At 32.2% G+C, this 17629-nt stretch carries 13 protein-coding genes and 1 tRNA gene; 1 reads left to right on the forward strand and 13 read right to left on the reverse strand.

Annotated elements, in window-relative coordinates; translation table 11 throughout:
• Positions 1 to 11: 11 nt before the first annotated feature.
• The 6 genes from ACKTTV_RS19880 to ACKTTV_RS19905 form a co-directional block, all read right to left on the reverse strand.
• Positions 12 to 2384, reverse strand: a complete 2373-nt coding sequence (locus ACKTTV_RS19880) for a GumC family protein (RefSeq protein ID WP_408032636.1) — start codon at positions 2382 to 2384, stop codon at positions 12 to 14.
• A gap of 4 nt (positions 2385 to 2388) precedes the next feature.
• Complete coding sequence (locus ACKTTV_RS19885; RefSeq protein WP_408032637.1) at positions 2389 to 3156, reverse strand: polysaccharide biosynthesis/export family protein; 768 nt, start codon at positions 3154 to 3156, stop codon at positions 2389 to 2391.
• A gap of 28 nt (positions 3157 to 3184) precedes the next feature.
• A complete protein-coding gene (locus ACKTTV_RS19890) occupies positions 3185 to 5089 on the reverse strand; it encodes a polysaccharide biosynthesis protein (RefSeq protein ID WP_408032638.1) in 1905 nt (634 codons plus the stop codon).
• 61 nt (positions 5090 to 5150) lie between these two features.
• The gene (locus tag ACKTTV_RS19895; RefSeq protein WP_408032639.1) at positions 5151 to 5666 is read right to left on the reverse strand and encodes a DUF2892 domain-containing protein; all 516 of its coding nucleotides are present in this window, start codon (positions 5664 to 5666) and stop codon (positions 5151 to 5153) included.
• 52 nt (positions 5667 to 5718) lie between these two features.
• Entirely contained in the window at positions 5719 to 8865 is a 3147-nt protein-coding gene (ccsA, locus tag ACKTTV_RS19900) for a cytochrome c biogenesis protein CcsA (RefSeq protein ID WP_408032640.1), read from the reverse strand.
• Positions 8866 to 9063: 198 nt separating this feature from the next.
• On the reverse strand, positions 9064 to 9942 hold the full coding sequence (locus ACKTTV_RS19905) for a phosphatidylserine decarboxylase (protein WP_408032641.1): 879 nt from the start codon (positions 9940 to 9942) through the stop codon (positions 9064 to 9066).
• 569 nt (positions 9943 to 10511) lie between these two features.
• On the opposite strand from ACKTTV_RS19905, the gene ACKTTV_RS19910 reads away from it, so the two are divergent.
• Entirely contained in the window at positions 10512 to 11429 is a 918-nt protein-coding gene (locus ACKTTV_RS19910; RefSeq protein WP_408032642.1) for a sterol desaturase family protein, read from the forward strand.
• Between the two features lie 146 nt (positions 11430 to 11575).
• On the opposite strand, the gene scpA is transcribed toward ACKTTV_RS19910, so the two are convergent.
• From scpA to ACKTTV_RS19945, 7 genes are all read right to left on the reverse strand, one after another.
• Positions 11576 to 13639, reverse strand: coding sequence for a methylmalonyl-CoA mutase (gene scpA / locus ACKTTV_RS19915; protein WP_408032643.1), 2064 nt, complete (start codon positions 13637 to 13639; stop codon positions 11576 to 11578).
• Positions 13640 to 13643: 4 nt separating this feature from the next.
• Positions 13644 to 14993, reverse strand: coding sequence for a methylmalonyl-CoA mutase subunit beta (locus ACKTTV_RS19920; RefSeq protein ID WP_408032644.1), 1350 nt, complete (start codon positions 14991 to 14993; stop codon positions 13644 to 13646).
• On the reverse strand, positions 14993 to 15268 hold the full coding sequence (locus tag ACKTTV_RS19925) for an FtsB family cell division protein (RefSeq protein WP_408032645.1): 276 nt from the start codon (positions 15266 to 15268) through the stop codon (positions 14993 to 14995). Before ACKTTV_RS19925 ends, ACKTTV_RS19920 begins: the two co-directional genes overlap by 1 nt.
• Before the next feature lie 41 nt (positions 15269 to 15309).
• Positions 15310 to 15912, reverse strand: coding sequence for a uridine kinase (gene udk, locus ACKTTV_RS19930; protein WP_408033193.1), 603 nt, complete (start codon positions 15910 to 15912; stop codon positions 15310 to 15312).
• A gap of 97 nt (positions 15913 to 16009) precedes the next feature.
• Positions 16010 to 16083 (reverse strand) — tRNA-Thr (locus ACKTTV_RS19935).
• A gap of 104 nt (positions 16084 to 16187) precedes the next feature.
• Positions 16188 to 16520 carry a hypothetical protein gene (locus ACKTTV_RS19940; protein ID WP_408032646.1) on the reverse strand — a complete coding sequence of 111 codons (333 nt, stop codon included), beginning with the start codon at positions 16518 to 16520 and terminating at the stop codon, positions 16188 to 16190.
• Between the two features lie 4 nt (positions 16521 to 16524).
• Positions 16525 to 17616 (reverse strand): acyltransferase family protein, encoded by a 1092-nt coding sequence (locus ACKTTV_RS19945; RefSeq protein WP_408032647.1) that lies wholly within the window; start codon positions 17614 to 17616, stop codon positions 16525 to 16527.
• Between the last annotated feature and the right edge of the window lie 13 nt (positions 17617 to 17629).

Raw genomic sequence — 17629 nt, forward strand, 5'->3', positions numbered from 1 at the left:
GTAGATTCTTTCTATTTACCAAATATTCTTTTATACCATGGCTTGTCAATATCGTCGGCTATTCCATACCCATACCCATACCCATAACCATAGCCATACCCATAACCTCGTTTAAGGTCGGTATCATTTAATATAATTGCAAGATTAGGTAATTTTTTATCTCTGTAAAGAGTTTCAGGGACTATTAGCATACGCTTATCAAGATAATTAGCTCTAGTTACATAAAGTACTAAATTGGCTTTTTTTGAGATTAACAAGGTGTCAGTTACAAGATTAACAGGAGCTGTATCAATAATAACATAATCATAATCTCTGCTTAACTCTTCAAATAACTGATCAATCTTAGAAGTCATCAATAACTCGGCAGGATTCGGAGGAATTGCACCAGAAGCTATAATATCTAATTTTGGAATTTCAGGAATCGAAAACTTAAGGGAATCTAATGTAATACTATCATTGGTAATAAAGTTAGTAATACCTTTTCTATCTGGTATCTCAAGATATTCTGTAATTTTTGGAGCTCTTAAATCTAATCCAACGAGGACAACATTTTTTCCTGATAATGATAAGGAAGCAGCTAAATTAATAGAGCTGAAAGATTTTCCTTCACCACTAGTTGTTGAGGTTACAAAAATTACATGACCATTACCGTCATTTTTTTGAGGAAGCATGAAGTCTAAGTTCGTTCTTATTAACCTAAAGGCCTCAGCAGTACTTGATCTTGCGCTAGCATTGATTACAATCTTTTCTTTTACTTCAGAATGAGGAATATCACCAACAAAAGGAATGGAAGTTAGTTCCTGAATATCTTTTTTCGTATGTACTTTAGTGTCCAGCAGATCTCTTAAGTATATAATAACAAAAGGAATGACTAGTCCTAGTAGCAATGCAGCTAAATAAATGAATTTCTTTTTAGGGCTAACAGCAATTCCAGAGCTATACGCTTTATCAATTATCTTAGCATTCGGAACAGCAGTTGCGGTTAACGAAATTGCCGTTTCTTCCTTTTTTTTCAATAAATAGGAATAAAGACCCGCTATTATTTCTTGTTGTCTAGCTATATCCAGAAATTCTCTTTCTTTTGATGGGATAGTAGATATTTTTGAGTTATTACGTCCTGATTCATTTCTTAAATTATTAAGGTTAATTTCTAACAGACGTTCTCTATTTTGTAAGCTACGGACAAGGGAGTTTTTTAAATTGTCTATATCATTTATAACTTGAATAAGGACAGTGTTTTTTTGACCAGCACTTTGACTTAAGCGTTTTTTCTTGAGAAGAAGTGAATTGTATTCTCCTATTGCCATAGAAATATTTGCGTCTTCTAAGCCTAAATTTGCGGGTAAAAGATCTTCATCTGAATTTATTTCATTACTAAGCGCTTTTACAAGATTTAACTCAGTACTAGCTTTAATTAATTTTTCACGATTAACAGTACTTGTTTCCAATATTAACTGCGCTTCAGATTCTATATCTGTAATTTTATTTTTGCTTTTAAACTTTTTGACATTATCATCTAACAAAGCGAGTTGTTTTCCAATATTAACCAAACGTTCAGAAATAAAAGCACTAGTCTTTTCTGATACCGATTTCTTGTCTTTAATGGCATCATTGTTATATTGATCTACAAGTTCATCAAGAATATCTTCAGCTTTTTCTTTAATTGGTGATTGTAAAGTAAGTTTTAAAACGCTTGACTTTTTATTAATAGGATTTATCGAAATACCGTTTATGTAAGAATCAATAATACGATCTATGGGTTTAATAACTATTTTGAAAATATCTCCAATATTGCCTTCTTTGAAAAAAGAAGATTTTTCAACTTTGAAATTGTTTAAGTTAGATTTCTGAAGAACATCGCCGAAACTTATATTTGATTCAATTTTGTTTTCATTCTGGTCTAATAAAGAATAACTATTTTTAGATTCTATGATAACAGAAATAACAGTATCTGTCTTTTTCTCGGGATTGTCGAAGGAAATTGAGATTGGGATATTATTATAAACCTCGCTTTGTTTAATCCTTCCTTGAGTAAAATAGGAAATATCAAGGTTAAGTTTACTTATGACTCCAGAGATAAGTTTTCTTGACTTAATTACTTCTATTTCATTGTCAATATTCTTACTAGACCCACCAACTATTCCTAAATCTTCGAAAGCCGCTAGTTCTTCAGATATTCCTCCTTTTTTATCATTTTTTATTAAAACAGTAGAGGAAGCACTATATTTTGGGGTTGAATATCTTAGGTATGCGAAAGCTCCTGTCAAAGCTAAAATTGTACCTAGAACAAACCATTTCCAATGTATTAAATATTTTTCAAGTTCGGCTCTTATATTTATAGTGTCGTTATCTTGAATTTGATTGGTATATTTCTCTTTTTGCATATTTTTATCTTGTTAAAGCTGCTATTAATGCAACAAGTACAGAACCTATTGAAATAAATAAAGTTGTATTTTGATTGTATGATGCTGATTGAGATCTTGCTTTATTCGGTTCAACATATACAATGTCGTTTTGTTGTAAATAGTATACGGGAGACGTGAACAAACTATTTGACCTTAAATCTAGTTCATAGGTTTTTATTTGCCCATTTTCTTCTCGTTTTACTTGAATGTTTCTTACTCCTGATATGTTTAGATCCCCAGCTAATCCAACTGCTTGAAGAATTGTAATTCTTTCGTTGGGAATGGTGTAAGTACCAGGGGTTTGAACATCTCCAAGTATGGTAACTGAGAAATTTGATATTCTAATAATTATTGTTGGTTTTTTTATATAGTCGGGATCTAGTTTTTTTGTCAATAGATCTATGGTCTCTTGTCTTGTTAGACCACCAACTTTCAACCTTCCCAAAATAGGGAAATCTATGTAGCCTTCATTGTCTACAAGGTAAAGCTGTTGTCTAGGGGTACCAACAACACTATTAGTTGTTGTAGCATATGAAACAGCTGGTAAATTGAAAGGCTTGACAGCTTCAATATCCAGAGCAGATACAGTGATTTGAAGAAGATCGTCAGGTTTAAAAATAGTTTTATAACTATTAGAGAATCTTGATTGATCTATTTGATCATTTTGAAAATAGACAATCTTTTTTTTTGAAACACATGAAGTGAAAATTGTAATAGCGAGTAATAAAACAATCGATTTTACTTTTTGCATTGTGGAAATTTTTTGCGAAAGTACTAATTTAATTCTTTACTGGTGTATCTAATCGTTCATAGATAGAATTATTAGATATATATTGAGGAACAATAGATTTGATTAACTTAACTGTTAGCGCACTGTCATTATTTCCGTTCGCTTTGCATAAATCTTCAATTTTTCCGGAAATAGAATCATAATCTATCTCTTGATTTTTAGCTATCATGATTTTTTCATGATATGTAGGAGTCGTGTTTTCTCCATTAGCCAATAGTTCCTCATATAGTTTTTCTCCTGGTCTTAGCCCTGTTATTTTAATGTCAATATCTTCAGGGAAATTTAGACCGGATAAATGTATCATTCTTTTTGCAATATCATAAATTTTAACGGATTTACCCATGTCAAAAATATATATTTCTCCTCCATTTCCCATGGTACCTGCCTCTAAAACTAATCGACAAGCTTCAGGAATGGTCATAAAATAGCGTGTAATGTCCTTGTGAGTTACAGTTAAGGGCCCACCATTCTCAATCTGTTTTTTAAATAGTGGAATAACTGAACCGTTAGATCCTAAAACATTCCCAAATCTAGTTGTGGTAAATTTCGTTGAATGATCCTTTCTGTTACTTAAACAACTAATATACATTTCGGCTACCCTTTTGGTGGCCCCCATAACATTGGTTGGATTTACGGCTTTATCTGTTGAAACCATAACAAACCTCTCTATATCGTAATTAATTGATAGGTCAGCAATGTTTTTGGTACCTCCTATATTAATTTTTACAGCTTCATACGGACTCATTTCCATTAAAGGAACATGCTTGTAAGCTGCTGCATGAAAGACCTTGTTAGGTTTAAATTCCTCAAAAATACTGATCATTCTTATTTTATCTCTAACATCAGCAACAATAGCAGTGAAATTTACTTTACCTTTCTGGTTTAGTTCCTGTTGTAAATCATATAGAGCTGATTCTGCTTGGTCAACGAGTACTAAATGCTTGTAATTATAGTTACTCAATTGTCGTGAAATTTCCGATCCAATTGAACCAGCTGCTCCTGTAACTAAAATGGTTTTATTATTTACATCTCTCTTTACTATAGGGTTGTTAATTGAAATGGGTTTTCTATCAAGTAAATCTTCTATTTTAACTTGCTTAATCTGGTTAGCTTCTAAATCGCCATCAATCCACTTAGAAAGAGGAGGAACAATTTTAACTTTCACGTCAAGGGGAAGTAGCCTATCAGCTAAAACCAGCAGCTTTTCAGATTTTATATTTTGTATAGATATTATAATTTCATCTATTTCTTTATTTAAAATAAAATCTTTATTTATTTTTTTTCCATCATAAATCTTAATCCTATCAATTTTTTTACCAACTTTTTTCGTATTATCATCTGCAAAACCTATAACCTGATAATTGTTTTTAGTGTCGCGATTAAGAGCCCCATAAGTTATCAATCCCGAATCACCAGCTCCGTAGATCAAAACATTTGTTATATCATCTAATTCAGACGATATAATTTCATAGAATGCTTTGAAGATATACCTGCTAATTACAAGTACAATAATGGAAACTAGGTAATGAATTATTACAACTGATCTAGGGATGGTAAAATTTGGAAAAATTTTAAAGGTATTGTTGACAAGAACAACAAAAATAGTGATCATTGATAGTAAAGTGACACCAACAAAAACATTAAATGCATCCCTTGTTCCTGTATGACGAATAATACCTCTGTATGATCCAACAGTCAAGAAACTTATCAAAGATACCAGTATAATAAAAGGTATTTGAACATAGAGATTACTTAAATCAAAATTTAAACTAGCATTAAATCGTACGGCATACGCCAATACAAAAGATATACATACAAGTAGTATATCAATAACTAATACCAGCCATCTAGATGCGTATTTATCTATGAGCTTAAGAAATAAGTTTTTTATCATTTGACTTTTTGTAAGGGTAAATCTACAAAAATAATTTTGCTAGTTCTTAATAACGAAAAGGTTATATCCTTTTCATTTGTTGTTTCATCATCTGCATTTGTTCTTTGAGCATGCCGTGTTTATCTAGTTTTTTAGCTTCACTCATTAATGCAGTAGCTTCTCTTTTACGTCTTTTTGTCATAGCTATTCCTGCCAATTGCAATTTAGCCATTGCTAAATCATGATCCATTGCTAAACCTAATTTAACGGCTTTTTTTAAAAATTTTTCAGCTTGAGTTATATTAGTTTGTGATAGCATTATACCGTGTAAATAGTTGTAATAACCTTCTTGTTTTCTTGTTAAAGCTGATGATGGGTTTTTAATAAAAGACAACCACTTTTTAGCCCCTTCGAAGTTTTGTCGACGCAACTGTATAAAAGCTAGGAGAATAAACTCATTTTTAAAATAAAACAAAATGAAAATACTAACCAAAAGTAGAATAGCAATTCCATTACCAATATGCCCTTGCGTAAACTCATAAATAGACCAAGCAAAAGTTAAAGCGGCTAGAGCCAATTTTATATTTTTATTAAACATAATTTCTTTTTTAAAGGCGTACAAAAGTACATTTATTATAACAAACTATTTATTATTTCTTATAAAACTTGTTGTTTTTAAACCAAGCCAATAACCCTATAATGGAAACAAAGGCAATTGAATAATAAACAGAGGTTGGTGTAATAACTTTATCTCCACTTGCGTATGAATGGAGTCCAGATAGGTAAAAGTTAACACCAAAATAGGTCATCATTATAGAAGCAAAAGCAATAATTGACCATAGATTAAAAGTGTATTTTCCTCTTAAGCCAGGAATTAATCTCATGTGTAAAACGAATGCATATATCATAATAGATATGAAAGCCCAAGTTTCTTTTGGATCCCATCCCCAATATCGTCCCCAACTTTCGTTTGCCCACATACCACCTAGAAAGTTTCCAACAGTAAGCATAACTAACCCAACAGTTAGAGCCATTTCGTTAATTGTAGTGAGTTCTTTCAAGTGAAGAGCCATTTTCTTTTTGTTTTTACTATTCGTAAATATTATCAAGAATAGTGCAAATATCCCTAAGATTAATCCTAATGCAAAAGGACCATAACTAGCAACAATTATAGAAACATGTACCCAGAGCCACCATGAATTTAGTACAGGTACTAGATTAGCTATTTCTGGATCAAGCCATTGTTGATGCGCAAAAAATAAGATAACAGATGTTAAAAAAGTAGTGGCAGCTATGGTTAGTGAAGATCTCCTTCCTAAGATTAACCCAAAGACCATAGAGGCTAAACCAACAAAAATGACTGTTTCATAAGCGTTACTCCATGGGGCGTTTCCACTAATATACCAGCGAGCTACTAATCCTAAAGTATGAGCTATAACTAAAATTATTACAAGACCAATAAAGCCCTTAATAACATAATTAACCCAAGGTTTACTATTAAAAATTTGAAAGAAAACAAAAAATATCATTAGTAAACTAACATATCCATAGTACTTTGATAATTTAACGAAGATGTTAGCGTTGTTATATCCTATTTCAAGTTTAATTTTATTATTACTAGGCATTACTTCAGCTCCAAACTTTTTTTGAAATCTTTTAATACCATCAAGAATTTTGTCGGATTCTGAATAATCTCCAGTTTTCTTTGCTTGTTGAAGTAATTGGAAGTAAACTGGTAGCGATTGACGAACAAAAACAGAGTCAGTTCCTCTAAAACCAGCTTGAAGTGTTTCGGGCTGAGCCACCCATTTATTCTCCTCATGATTAGGTATTGGATATATTCTAAGTAATTTTCCACTAACCGCTTGGGATAATAAGTAAAGGCGTCTTCCTATTTTAATAGCATCTTGCTCAAATTTATTCTGAATTTTTTTCTTTTGGGCGTCACTAATAAGATTATCAATTTTAGATTGACCGCTCTCAGTGTAAAAATCTATAAAACGGGCATATTTAGAATCTTCAGGAACCCCAAGAGTTTTACGAATTTCTTTGTTTCCTTTTTCTAAGTATATAAAAGGAATGTTAATCCAAAGCATAGGAGTTTCGGTAATTGAAACTAATACTTGGCTAGGAGTTAATCCTTTGAAGTTGTCAGTGTGAGCTACTTTTCTGACTAACTCTGAAGCAAAGGTATGAGCTGGTTTCATTCTTCCTCCAGCATCTTGAATAACTAGACTACTAAAGTTGTTTGCATGTTCCTTATTTACGATCATTTTTTCCAAGATAGAATCTATCTTTTGCTCAGAAAGCGCTTCAGGTTTATGAGCTTCTTGTTGAGCGTTTGTAAATGAAACATTAAATATTAAAAGAAGACCTAATAAAGCTTTCTTGTCCCTTAATTTTGACAAAGTCTTTTTCAAATCATAAAACCTTGTGTTTTTAATAAATAAGGAAGCAATTAAACCAAAGAATAGAAGAAAATAACCAAAATAAGTTATTCCTGTTCCCCATGAATCGTGATTTACTGATAAATGGGTTTGCTCGATTTGTTGACCAGCATTAGCATAACTCGCTTGAAACAATCGATACCCTTTGTAGTTTAAAATATGATTCATAAAAATTCTAAAGTCAAACGTTTCTTCAGAAGATGAAACGGTAACTTCGCTGGCAAAAGATGCTGCATTTTCCGATCCAGGGTATTTTTCTAATTGAAAATCATTCAACTTTACATTGAACGGAGTTTTTAATTGCTTTGCTCCATACCAAGCTCTAAAGTTGAGATCGCCGATAGAAAAACTCTCTTGATTATCAACATTAAATTGACCTCCATAAAAGTTAGCTCTTTTCGTTTCGCTACCAACGGTTATATCAAATACTAAAGTATCATATTTACTATTATCCTTCTCTCCACTTACTGTTTTCATTTCTCCTTTTTCTGGAGTTCTTGGAATTACGAATTGTAATCCTCCAACATTATGTAGAGTCAAATACTGAAAATGTTGCGTGCTATCTTTTACAATCTGACCTCTTTTTTGATCAGCCATTCTGAACCAATCACCATTGTGACGTGTTTTTATTTTGAGGCTTCCATCTTCATAAAAGAAGTTTATTGAAGCATTATTTTCAGGACTGTCAAATCCAACTAATATATTGTGAATGTTCTGAATGGTTCCTCTTTTTATATAGTGTTCATGTCTTGAACCAGAAGAGCTTTCAACTAAGAATAAATGTTCTATTCCATTCTCATCTAGGATTAATTTTTTTTCAGACCAGGGTATATAATCGACCAAGTCAAATTTAACACTATAGTTTTTACCATCTTTTTTAGGTTGAAAAGACTCCTCAAAACTAATATTGTTGGTGCCCAATGCAGATAAAAGAAGTTTGTTGTGTGTTTCTTTTTGAAATTCATTATCATCAATGATAACGTTTAAATAGTTGGTGTCAGATAAAATTATATTCGTGGTCTCTCCTTCATCAATAATCATTAGCCCTTCAAAACTGATATATCGTGTAATTGCAGCTCCAATTAGTATAAAAAGAAAAGCCAAATGAAATAAAAGTACGCTCCATTTTTCTTTTTTATAGAGACGATATCTAAATATGTTTCCAAAAAAATTAATCAGAAAAAACAACATGATTAGTTCAAACCACCATGTATTATAAATTAATGCTTTTGATGTTTGTGTACCGAAATCATTTTCAATAAAAGTAGCTACCCCCATAGCAATAGCAAAAACAAAAAATAACACAGCCATTAAACGAGTTGAGTAGAGAATATTCAAGATTTTTTTCATCTGTAGATCGAAATGTATAAAACTTTGCAAATTTACGTATAAATCACAGATTTTTTTATGTGAAGCTCTTTTTTTTACAACTTAGAATAGGTTGAAATAATGGAGAATTGTTAAAATTTATAATAAAAGTTTGTTAAGACAAGATTTGTTACTGGAAAATAGTGCAATTAAATAAAAGAAGCTTAAAAAGTATGTTTCTTAAACACCTATTTTATCACCCATTTTTACAAATGTCTCTCTTTTGTTTTTTGTATTATTTATGATGTCTTGATCTATAGTAAAACTACCTTTTTGAATAAGTAAAACAATAGTAGATCCTCCAAAAGCAAAATAGCCCATCTCATCTCCTTTTTTTACAAGTTGATTTGGTGTATATGTTTCAATAATACTTCCTACCATGGTTGCTCCAACTGGAGCAATGAGTATTTCTCCTTTATCAACCGTTTTTAAAATACAATATTCTCTTTTGTTTTCACAGAAGACTTTTGTGAAATTTGAAGCTAAAGCGTAGGGAGATACGGATAGATATCCACCTTTTATTTTTGTCATTGAAGTAGGGGTTCCTTCAAAAGGAAAATGATACCTATGATAATCGTTAGGGGCTAATCTTAAAATTAGTAATGAACTGCTTTCGAATTTTTTAGCAAGCTCCTTGTTAGATAAAAATTCGGTAAGATTGAATTTTCTGCCTTTCACGAAAAAATTATGAACTTCACTAACATCTTCAAAAGCCAATAATTTTCCATCACCAGGAGAAATAAGTCCTTCTTTAATTGGACGGGCTTCTTTTTTTAATTTTCTATAGAAGAAGTCGTTAAAAGAAATATAATCTTCAATAGACCTTTCCGCTTCTTCCATGTCAATGTTTAAATCTTTCACAAAGCCTTCAATTTTATTAATAGAGCTGGGCTTATCCATTAGTTTACCATAAAGAGAGGATAAGAACTTCCTTTTAACTAAAGGAATAAGCATCATTTTTCCAAAAGGGTTATTGTAAAGCAGCTTTAGAAAACCTTCACCTGGAGGTGTTTCTGTTTTTAATTCACCTGTTTCTCTATCAATAAATTGAATGTTCATTATGAGGAAAGTAGTTTCTTTATTTAACTACAAATATAGCTAAACGATATATTTATTTGTATGAAAATTAAAACAAAGGGTGTTAAAGTTATAAGAGCTTTGTTGTCTGAATTAAATATTTCTCATTGCTCTTGAGGAATAAACGATAACCTTATTTACGAGAAAAGAATTTGGGAATAAAATAATAGAAAGTATAGAGATAGAAATATTCCTAATTTATTTTAGATAATCAACGTTAGATTTTTAATAGGGTTAACAAGGTCGGTAAAATACAATTTCACAGCTAAGGAGTCGCAACTATATTTATTCAGTATGTTAAAGTACCGATGTAATCTCTAAGATAAAAGAGTGTTCTTGTGGGGTTATGAAAGAGCCAAAGTTAATTTAACGAATTGAATAATTGGAATCGAAAATTGGGCGTCAAGACCAGATATTAAAAAGATAGCAAAGTGTTAATTTTTTTGTTTTACACTTAAAACTTTCTATTATATTTGTCGTAAATTAACTTATAATAAGTCTAAATAAAAATAATTAGACTAAACATTTTTTTTCTAACTAACTACTAAACTATGAAATCAGTATGGGATTCTATTGCCCAATTTTCGTCTAATCTGGATACCGTATTAGGAATATTTGTTTTTTCAGTGATTTTTGTTGAATGGTTTTTCTTATGGAGAATTCAGGTTATAAAAAAACACAAAGAAACTTTAGTCAATTTATTTTCTTATGCCATTGAGTCGGTACCTTATCTATTATTGGGACCTATCATTTTATTAGGTATTATAAACTTTTGTTACGAACACCGTTTATTTGATTTGGGGTACGATTGGTATATCTGGGTACTTGCATTTCTGGTGCTTGATTTTGGCCGTTGGGTAATACATTATCTAGGGCATAAGGTGCGTTTATTTTGGTGTATTCACGGGGTGCATCACACTCCAAAGGAAATGAGTTTTTCGGTTACAGTAAGAGGGTCTTTTTTGGGCTTTCTTTTATCACCACACAGTTTCATTTGGATGCCAATATTAGGGTTTCATCCTCTTGTAGTGCTTATTGTAGATTCTATTTGTAGAGTTTATGTAGTTTTAACGCATGGAAATGAGAAGGTTATTGGAAAGCAGCAATGGTTGGAATTTTTCTTTATTTCTCCATCTGCCCATAGAGTACATCATTCTAGGAATCACGTATACTTAGATAGAAACTTTGGAGAAACGTTTTCTATTTGGGATAAGATATTTAAGACATTTCAAACAGAATTAGATGAAGTAAAACCAGAGCTAGGAATAATGAATGATGAATTAGATCCTAGTAACTTCAAAAAGGTACAATTAACACTATGGAAAGAATTATGGGTTGATATAAAACAAGCCCCTACATTCTTAGATAAGATTAAGTATATCTTCTATCCCCCAGGTTGGAGTCATGTAGACGGTGGAAAGTTAGCAGGAGAATACCGTAATGAAGCTTTAAAAGAACTGGAAATGTAGATTCTTTTCTCTGTAATTAGTCTCTTTGTAATATAAGGTTAACTACAGAGAAAGAAGTTTACTTTAGGTGAAATGTATTTTTAAAAGAGATATTATTTTCACGAAAACATGATATGGATCTACTTACCATTATTTAATTTCAAATTTTAATCCTCTGTACTGTCTATTAAAATAATTAACAAATCAATTGCCGCTTGTGCAATTTTTGTACCTGGACCAAAAACACCTACAGCTCCTGAATCGAACAAAAATTGGTAGTCTTGAGCTGGTATAACCCCACCGACAATAACCATGATATCCTCTCTTCCGTATTTTTTTAATTCGGAGATCACTTGAGGAACAAGAGTTTTGTGTCCAGCAGCAAGTGAAGATATGCCTAAAATATGAACGTCATTTTCAATGGCTTGCTTTGTTGCTTCTTGTGGTGTTTGGAATAAAGGACCTATATCTACATCAAATCCTAGATCCGCATATCCAGTTGCAACCACTTTTGCTCCACGATCATGGCCGTCTTGACCTAGTTTAGCAATCATGATTCTAGGACGACGTCCTTCGAGTTCTGCAAATTTATCCGCTAGTTCAGATGCTTTTTTGAACAAAGCATCGTCTTTAATTTCTTTACTATACACGCCTGAAATGGTTTTATGAACTGCTTTATGACGACCAAATATGATTTCAAGTGCATCTGATATTTCTCCAAGAGAAGCTCTATTTCTTGCAGCATTCACGGCAAGTTCTAGGAGATTGCCGTTTCCTGTTTTAGCACATTCCGTTAATTGGTTTAATGATTGTTTTACTTTCTCAGTATCTCTCTCTGCCTTGAGGGTGTTCAATCGTTCGATTTGCGATTGTCTCACGGCTTCATTATCAACTTCAAGGATATGTAATGGGTCCTCTTTTTCCAATTGATATTTATTTACACCAACAATTACGTCTTGACCACTATCAATCTTTGCTTGTTTTTTAGCAGCAGCTTCTTCGATACGCATTTTTGGGATGCCCTTTTCTATTGCTTTGGTCATTCCTCCAAGTTCTTCAACTTCTTGGATTAGTTCCCAGGCTTTATTGGCGATATCTTCAGTAAGTTCTTCAAGGTAATAGCTCCCAGCCCAAGGATCCACAGTTTTTGTAATGTTTGTTTCTTGTTGTAGGTATATTTGGGTGTTACGCGCAATTCGGGCAGAAAAGTCAGTTGGGAGAGCAATTGCTTCATCTAAAGCATTGGTGTGTAGGCTTTGCGTTCCTCCAAAAGCGGCTGCCATTGCTTCAATAGTTGTTCTGGCAACATTGTTAAAAGGATCTTGTTCGGTAAGACTCCATCCACTAGTTTGGCAATGTGTTCTTAAAGCGAGAGATTTTGGATTTTTAGGATTGAATTGTTTTACAATTTTGGCCCATAACATTCTTCCAGCTCTCATTTTTGCAATCTCCATAAAATGGTTCATTCCAATAGCCCAGAAAAAAGACAGACGCGGTGCAAAAGTGTCAATATCCATTCCAGATGCTATTCCAGTTCGGATATATTCCAAGCCATCTGCAAGTGTATATGCCAATTCTATTTCAGGTGTTGCACCAGCTTCCTGCATATGATAACCAGAGATTGAAATAGAATTGAATTTTGGCATATTCTTGCTGGTATACTTGAATATGTCGGCAATAATTTTCATTGATGGAGTGGGAGGGTAGATGTATGTGTTTCTTACCATAAACTCCTTTAAAATATCATTTTGAATAGTTCCCGATAGAAGTTCAGGGGCTACACCTTGTTCTTCAGCTGCTACAATATAGAATGCCAAAATAGGAAGTACAGCACCGTTCATGGTCATAGAAACAGACATTTTATCCAATGGTATTTGATCAAACAACACTTTCATGTCTTCCACAGAGTCAATGGCAACACCAGCTTTTCCAACATCTCCTTGTACTCTCTCGTGGTCTGAGTCGTATCCTCTATGCGTAGCTAGATCAAATGCGACTGAAAGACCTTTTTGCCCGGCGGCCAAATTTCTTCTGTAAAAAGCGTTGCTTTCTTCAGCCGTTGAGAAACCTGCATATTGACGAATGGTCCAAGGCCTCCTTACATACATTGTAGAGTAAGGGCCACGTAAATTAGGAGCAATACCTGCGACAAAGTCTTCATGTCGAAAGCTCTTCGAAATATTTACTTCTCCTTCAGTTAAACTTATGTTTGATACATCTTTTCTACTCATCTTTCTATTCCTCCTTTAAACGTTTTTGTTCAAGTTTTTCCGCTAATCTTTTTTCAATAATAGGCTCTATTAGTGTTTTTTCTTTTCTGATCTTGATAAATGCAGGTACCTCTAACTTATCTTTCATTCGATCATTAGGGTTCTGAATTTTATTCGTTCCTAAAAGAATTAATTCCTTATTATTAAATTGTTCTTGTTCTTTGTTAGCTGATTCTTTAATTTTCTTTTGAATAGTACCCTCTTTAAGTTGTTTTAAAAAACCTCCACCATTTTCAATTTGTTTAAAAACTTCCAAAGCTTTGTGGGCTAATTGTTTTGTAATGTCTTCAATAAAGTATGAGCCATCAGCTACATTTTGGGCTTCTTTTAGTTCGCTTTCTTGTTGAAGTATTAATAATTGATTTCTGGAAATACGTTCTCCAAATTCATCAGACTCTTGGAAGGTTTTATTGTAAGTTTGATTTGAAACAACATCTGATCCACCAAGAATAGCACTCATACATTCGGAGGTGGTACGGAGCATATTCACATTATAATCATACAACGTTTTATTTCTCAAACTTGGTTGTGAAAAAATTTGAGTATAGTTTTCCTGTACATCGTACTCTTTTAATAGAGAATTCCAGAGCATTCTAAAAGCTCTAAGTTTCGCTATTTCAAAAAAATAGTTACTGCCAATTGAAAAGTTAAAATGAATTTGTTTAGCTACTTCTCCTCCAAAATGATTTAAGTATTCATTAGCGTGGGCTAAGGTGTATGCCAGTTGTTGTACTATATTGGCTCCTGCATTTTGATAAATTGAAGCATTCACCGCCAAAAAGTTGTTGGTTATTTTTGAAACATTTTCCAGTTCGGAATAATCGATTTTTAAATTTTTGTGCCAATTCCCACTTTTCGCAAGATTTCCTATGATATCAATATTGAAAAAGCAGTTTTTGGAATTAACAAATTCTGAAAGTTCAATAATAAATTTAGATGAAAGAAAACTAATATTAAAGAAAATTTGAATTTCGTTAAGGTTAATGTTTTCTAGAAGAGCTTTGTAGTCAATCGGACTTTTTAATATAAACTCTAGGCTGTTAGCTCCTCTTCGAAGCGAATCCAAAGCAAATGTGTTTGCTTCTTCCTCGTTTTTTACGATAATGGTTTGACAAATTTTAAACCCTTTTTTGGGGAGGTTGATTTGTTCAAGCGTTCTATCTTCTCTAGTGTAAAATGGTTTTACTGTAATGCCTTCATTGGTTTTCCAAAGTAGTGTGTCATTATAGTCTGCACCCTTTAAGTCAACTTGAATTTTCGTTTTCCAAGCCTGAGGTGAAACCCCTTCAAATTCGTTGAACAAATATTTTTTCATCAATCCTTTATAGTATCAAATTCAATTATGTAAATATCTTCATTTTCTTTTTTCATAAGATAGTTTTCTCTTGCATATCTTTCTAGTTCCAATGAATCCTTTAGCTTTTCTATAATCTTCTTATCTCTTGCTATTTTCTCCTTATGGTATTCAATCCAAGTTTCGAGCTCTTTTATTTCTTTATTAAACTCTCTGTGAGTAAGGTAAGAATTTTCGTCTAAAAAGAGCATCCAAATAACAAACCCTGTTAAAATGATAACATAGATGTTTGTCATAAATTTAAAGATTGGTTTCTTTTTCAATGATTTTAATCCCATTATAAGCGGTCATTTATTACGGTTCTAACTATATCAATAGCAACTTTGTTATGTCCTCCACCAGGAATAATAATGTCTGCGTAATTTTTCGTAGGTTCAATGAACTGTTGATGCATTGGTTTTAGGGTATCTTGATACCTTCCTAGCACTTCGTTTACATCTCGTCCTCTTTCTTTAATATCTCTTCTTACCCTTCTAATAAGTCGCTCATCGGCATCTGCATGCACAAAAACTTTTATGTCACATAAGTCACGTAAGTCTTTACTATTAAAAATGAGTATTCCTTCAACAATAACAACTTTTCTTGGATGTGTTTTTACAGTGTCTTTTGTTCTATTATGAGAAACAAAAGAATATACTGGTTGCTCTATAATTTCTCCATTTTTGAGAGCAGTTAAATGCTCTACTAAAAGTTCGAAATCAATCGCTCTTGGGTGGTCAAAGTTTATTTTTGTTCTTTCTTCGTAGCTCAGGTCATCTGTTTTGCAGTAGTAAGAATCTTGAGAAATAACACAAACTTCATCGGTTAACTCGTTTATTATTTGATTTACTACAGTTGTTTTACCGCTTCCTGTTCCTCCCGCAATACCAATTACAAAAATATTTTTCATTTAATGTTTAGAGATTATATTCAACAAATTTAGAAAAAATAGTGCATAAAAAAAGTGCTAACAATTTTGTTAGCACTTTTATATTTTGAGCCGATAGAGGGACTCGAACCCACGACCTGCTGATTACAAATCAGCTGCTCTAGCCAGCTGAGCTATATCGGCGTTTGCCTTAAAAGCGTGGCAAATATATAATGTTTTTGGATACTGAAAAAACTTTTTTTTGATTTTTTTTAATGTTTTTTTGTTTGTTGTTCAAAGTCAGTTTTTTATAGTTTAATAATTTTAAATCTATTATATGATCTGAGCACTTCAATCATGTTTTTTTTGCAAGAAAGCTTCATCTTATTTTTAGAAATAATACTTAGATCTTCATTGTTTTTTATATGAACAGTAATTAATCCGTTTGGGAAATAAATTTTATAGCTATCGTTGTCTTGCTCTTGAAAATACAAGTCAAACTCTCCACTTAACCAGTTTATGAGCTCTTTGTAAAAATAAGTTGTAGACTTATCATTAAACTCTGTACTGAAGTGAACCTCATTGTAGTATAAGTCTGATAAAATACTTTCTTCTTGTGTAGTTAGGTTGTACAGTAGCATATTATTATACTTTGAGAAATATTTTCTTTTTAAATAAGAAATAGGCTAAATACAGATAAAACCCCACGACACTTGCAGCATAAGCAAATGATGCTAGTTTTAAATCGCTAAGTGGTGCGAAAATAGTATCGAACAGCCAGGAATGTAGATTATAATTGTTGTTTATCTTAATCGCATAGAAAAACTTTGAAAGAATCATTGAAAGAAAATAAACAGTTATTGCATTCTTACTGACATTGCCTATAAACTTTGGGGTGTTGAGCTTTTTTAGGTCGTTTAAATAATATGTAAACCCTAATATAAGGGTAGCCCAACCTGCTGTAGTTAAAACAAAACTACTACTCCAAATAGACTTATTGATTGGAAACCAAATGTTCCATATATATCCGGTAGCTAATAGAAATAGGGAAAAGTATACTAATTGAGTTACTTTCTTTTTAATAGTGTTTTCCGAAGTGAGTATTTTACCAGTTAAAACCCCTAGTAAACATGTTGCTACGGATGGTATTGTACTTAAAATTCCTTCTGGGTCATAAGTTGGTTGCCACATGTGTTTTCCTAATAAAAGGTTATCTATGTATATAGCCCAGTTGTTAGGTGAATTATTAAACGTTGGTAATGCTCCATTAGGTAATGGTATGAATCCTGTAAGCAAATAATAACCTATTAATATTATAGCTACAGAAACTATGATTCCTTTTTTGTTTAAGTTTAAAAACATTATAGAAGAAAAAAAGAAAACAATTCCAATACGTTGTAATACTCCAAGAATTCTAACGGTTTCTAAATCCTCAATAAATGGAGGTATTGGTGTTATAACATTTATAAAAAGCCCTAAACCAATGAGTTTAAGGCTTCTTGTTAAAATTTTTTTATAAGTGTTTTTATCTGGAGTTTTATTGTTGTATGCTAGCGAAATAGAAATACCAACAATAAACAGAAAAAAAGGGAATATTAAGTCAGTAGGTGTCAGTCCGTGCCATTCAGCATGTAGCAAGGGGGCATAAACATGACTCCAAGAACCAGGGTTGTTCACTAAAATCATTGCGATTATAGTGATACCCCTAAGTGTATCAACCGATTGTAAACGTGCCATTAAGCTATAGGGA

It is taken from the genome of Tenacibaculum xiamenense (assembly GCF_964513065.1).
Classification (GTDB): domain Bacteria; phylum Bacteroidota; class Bacteroidia; order Flavobacteriales; family Flavobacteriaceae; genus Polaribacter; species Polaribacter xiamenense.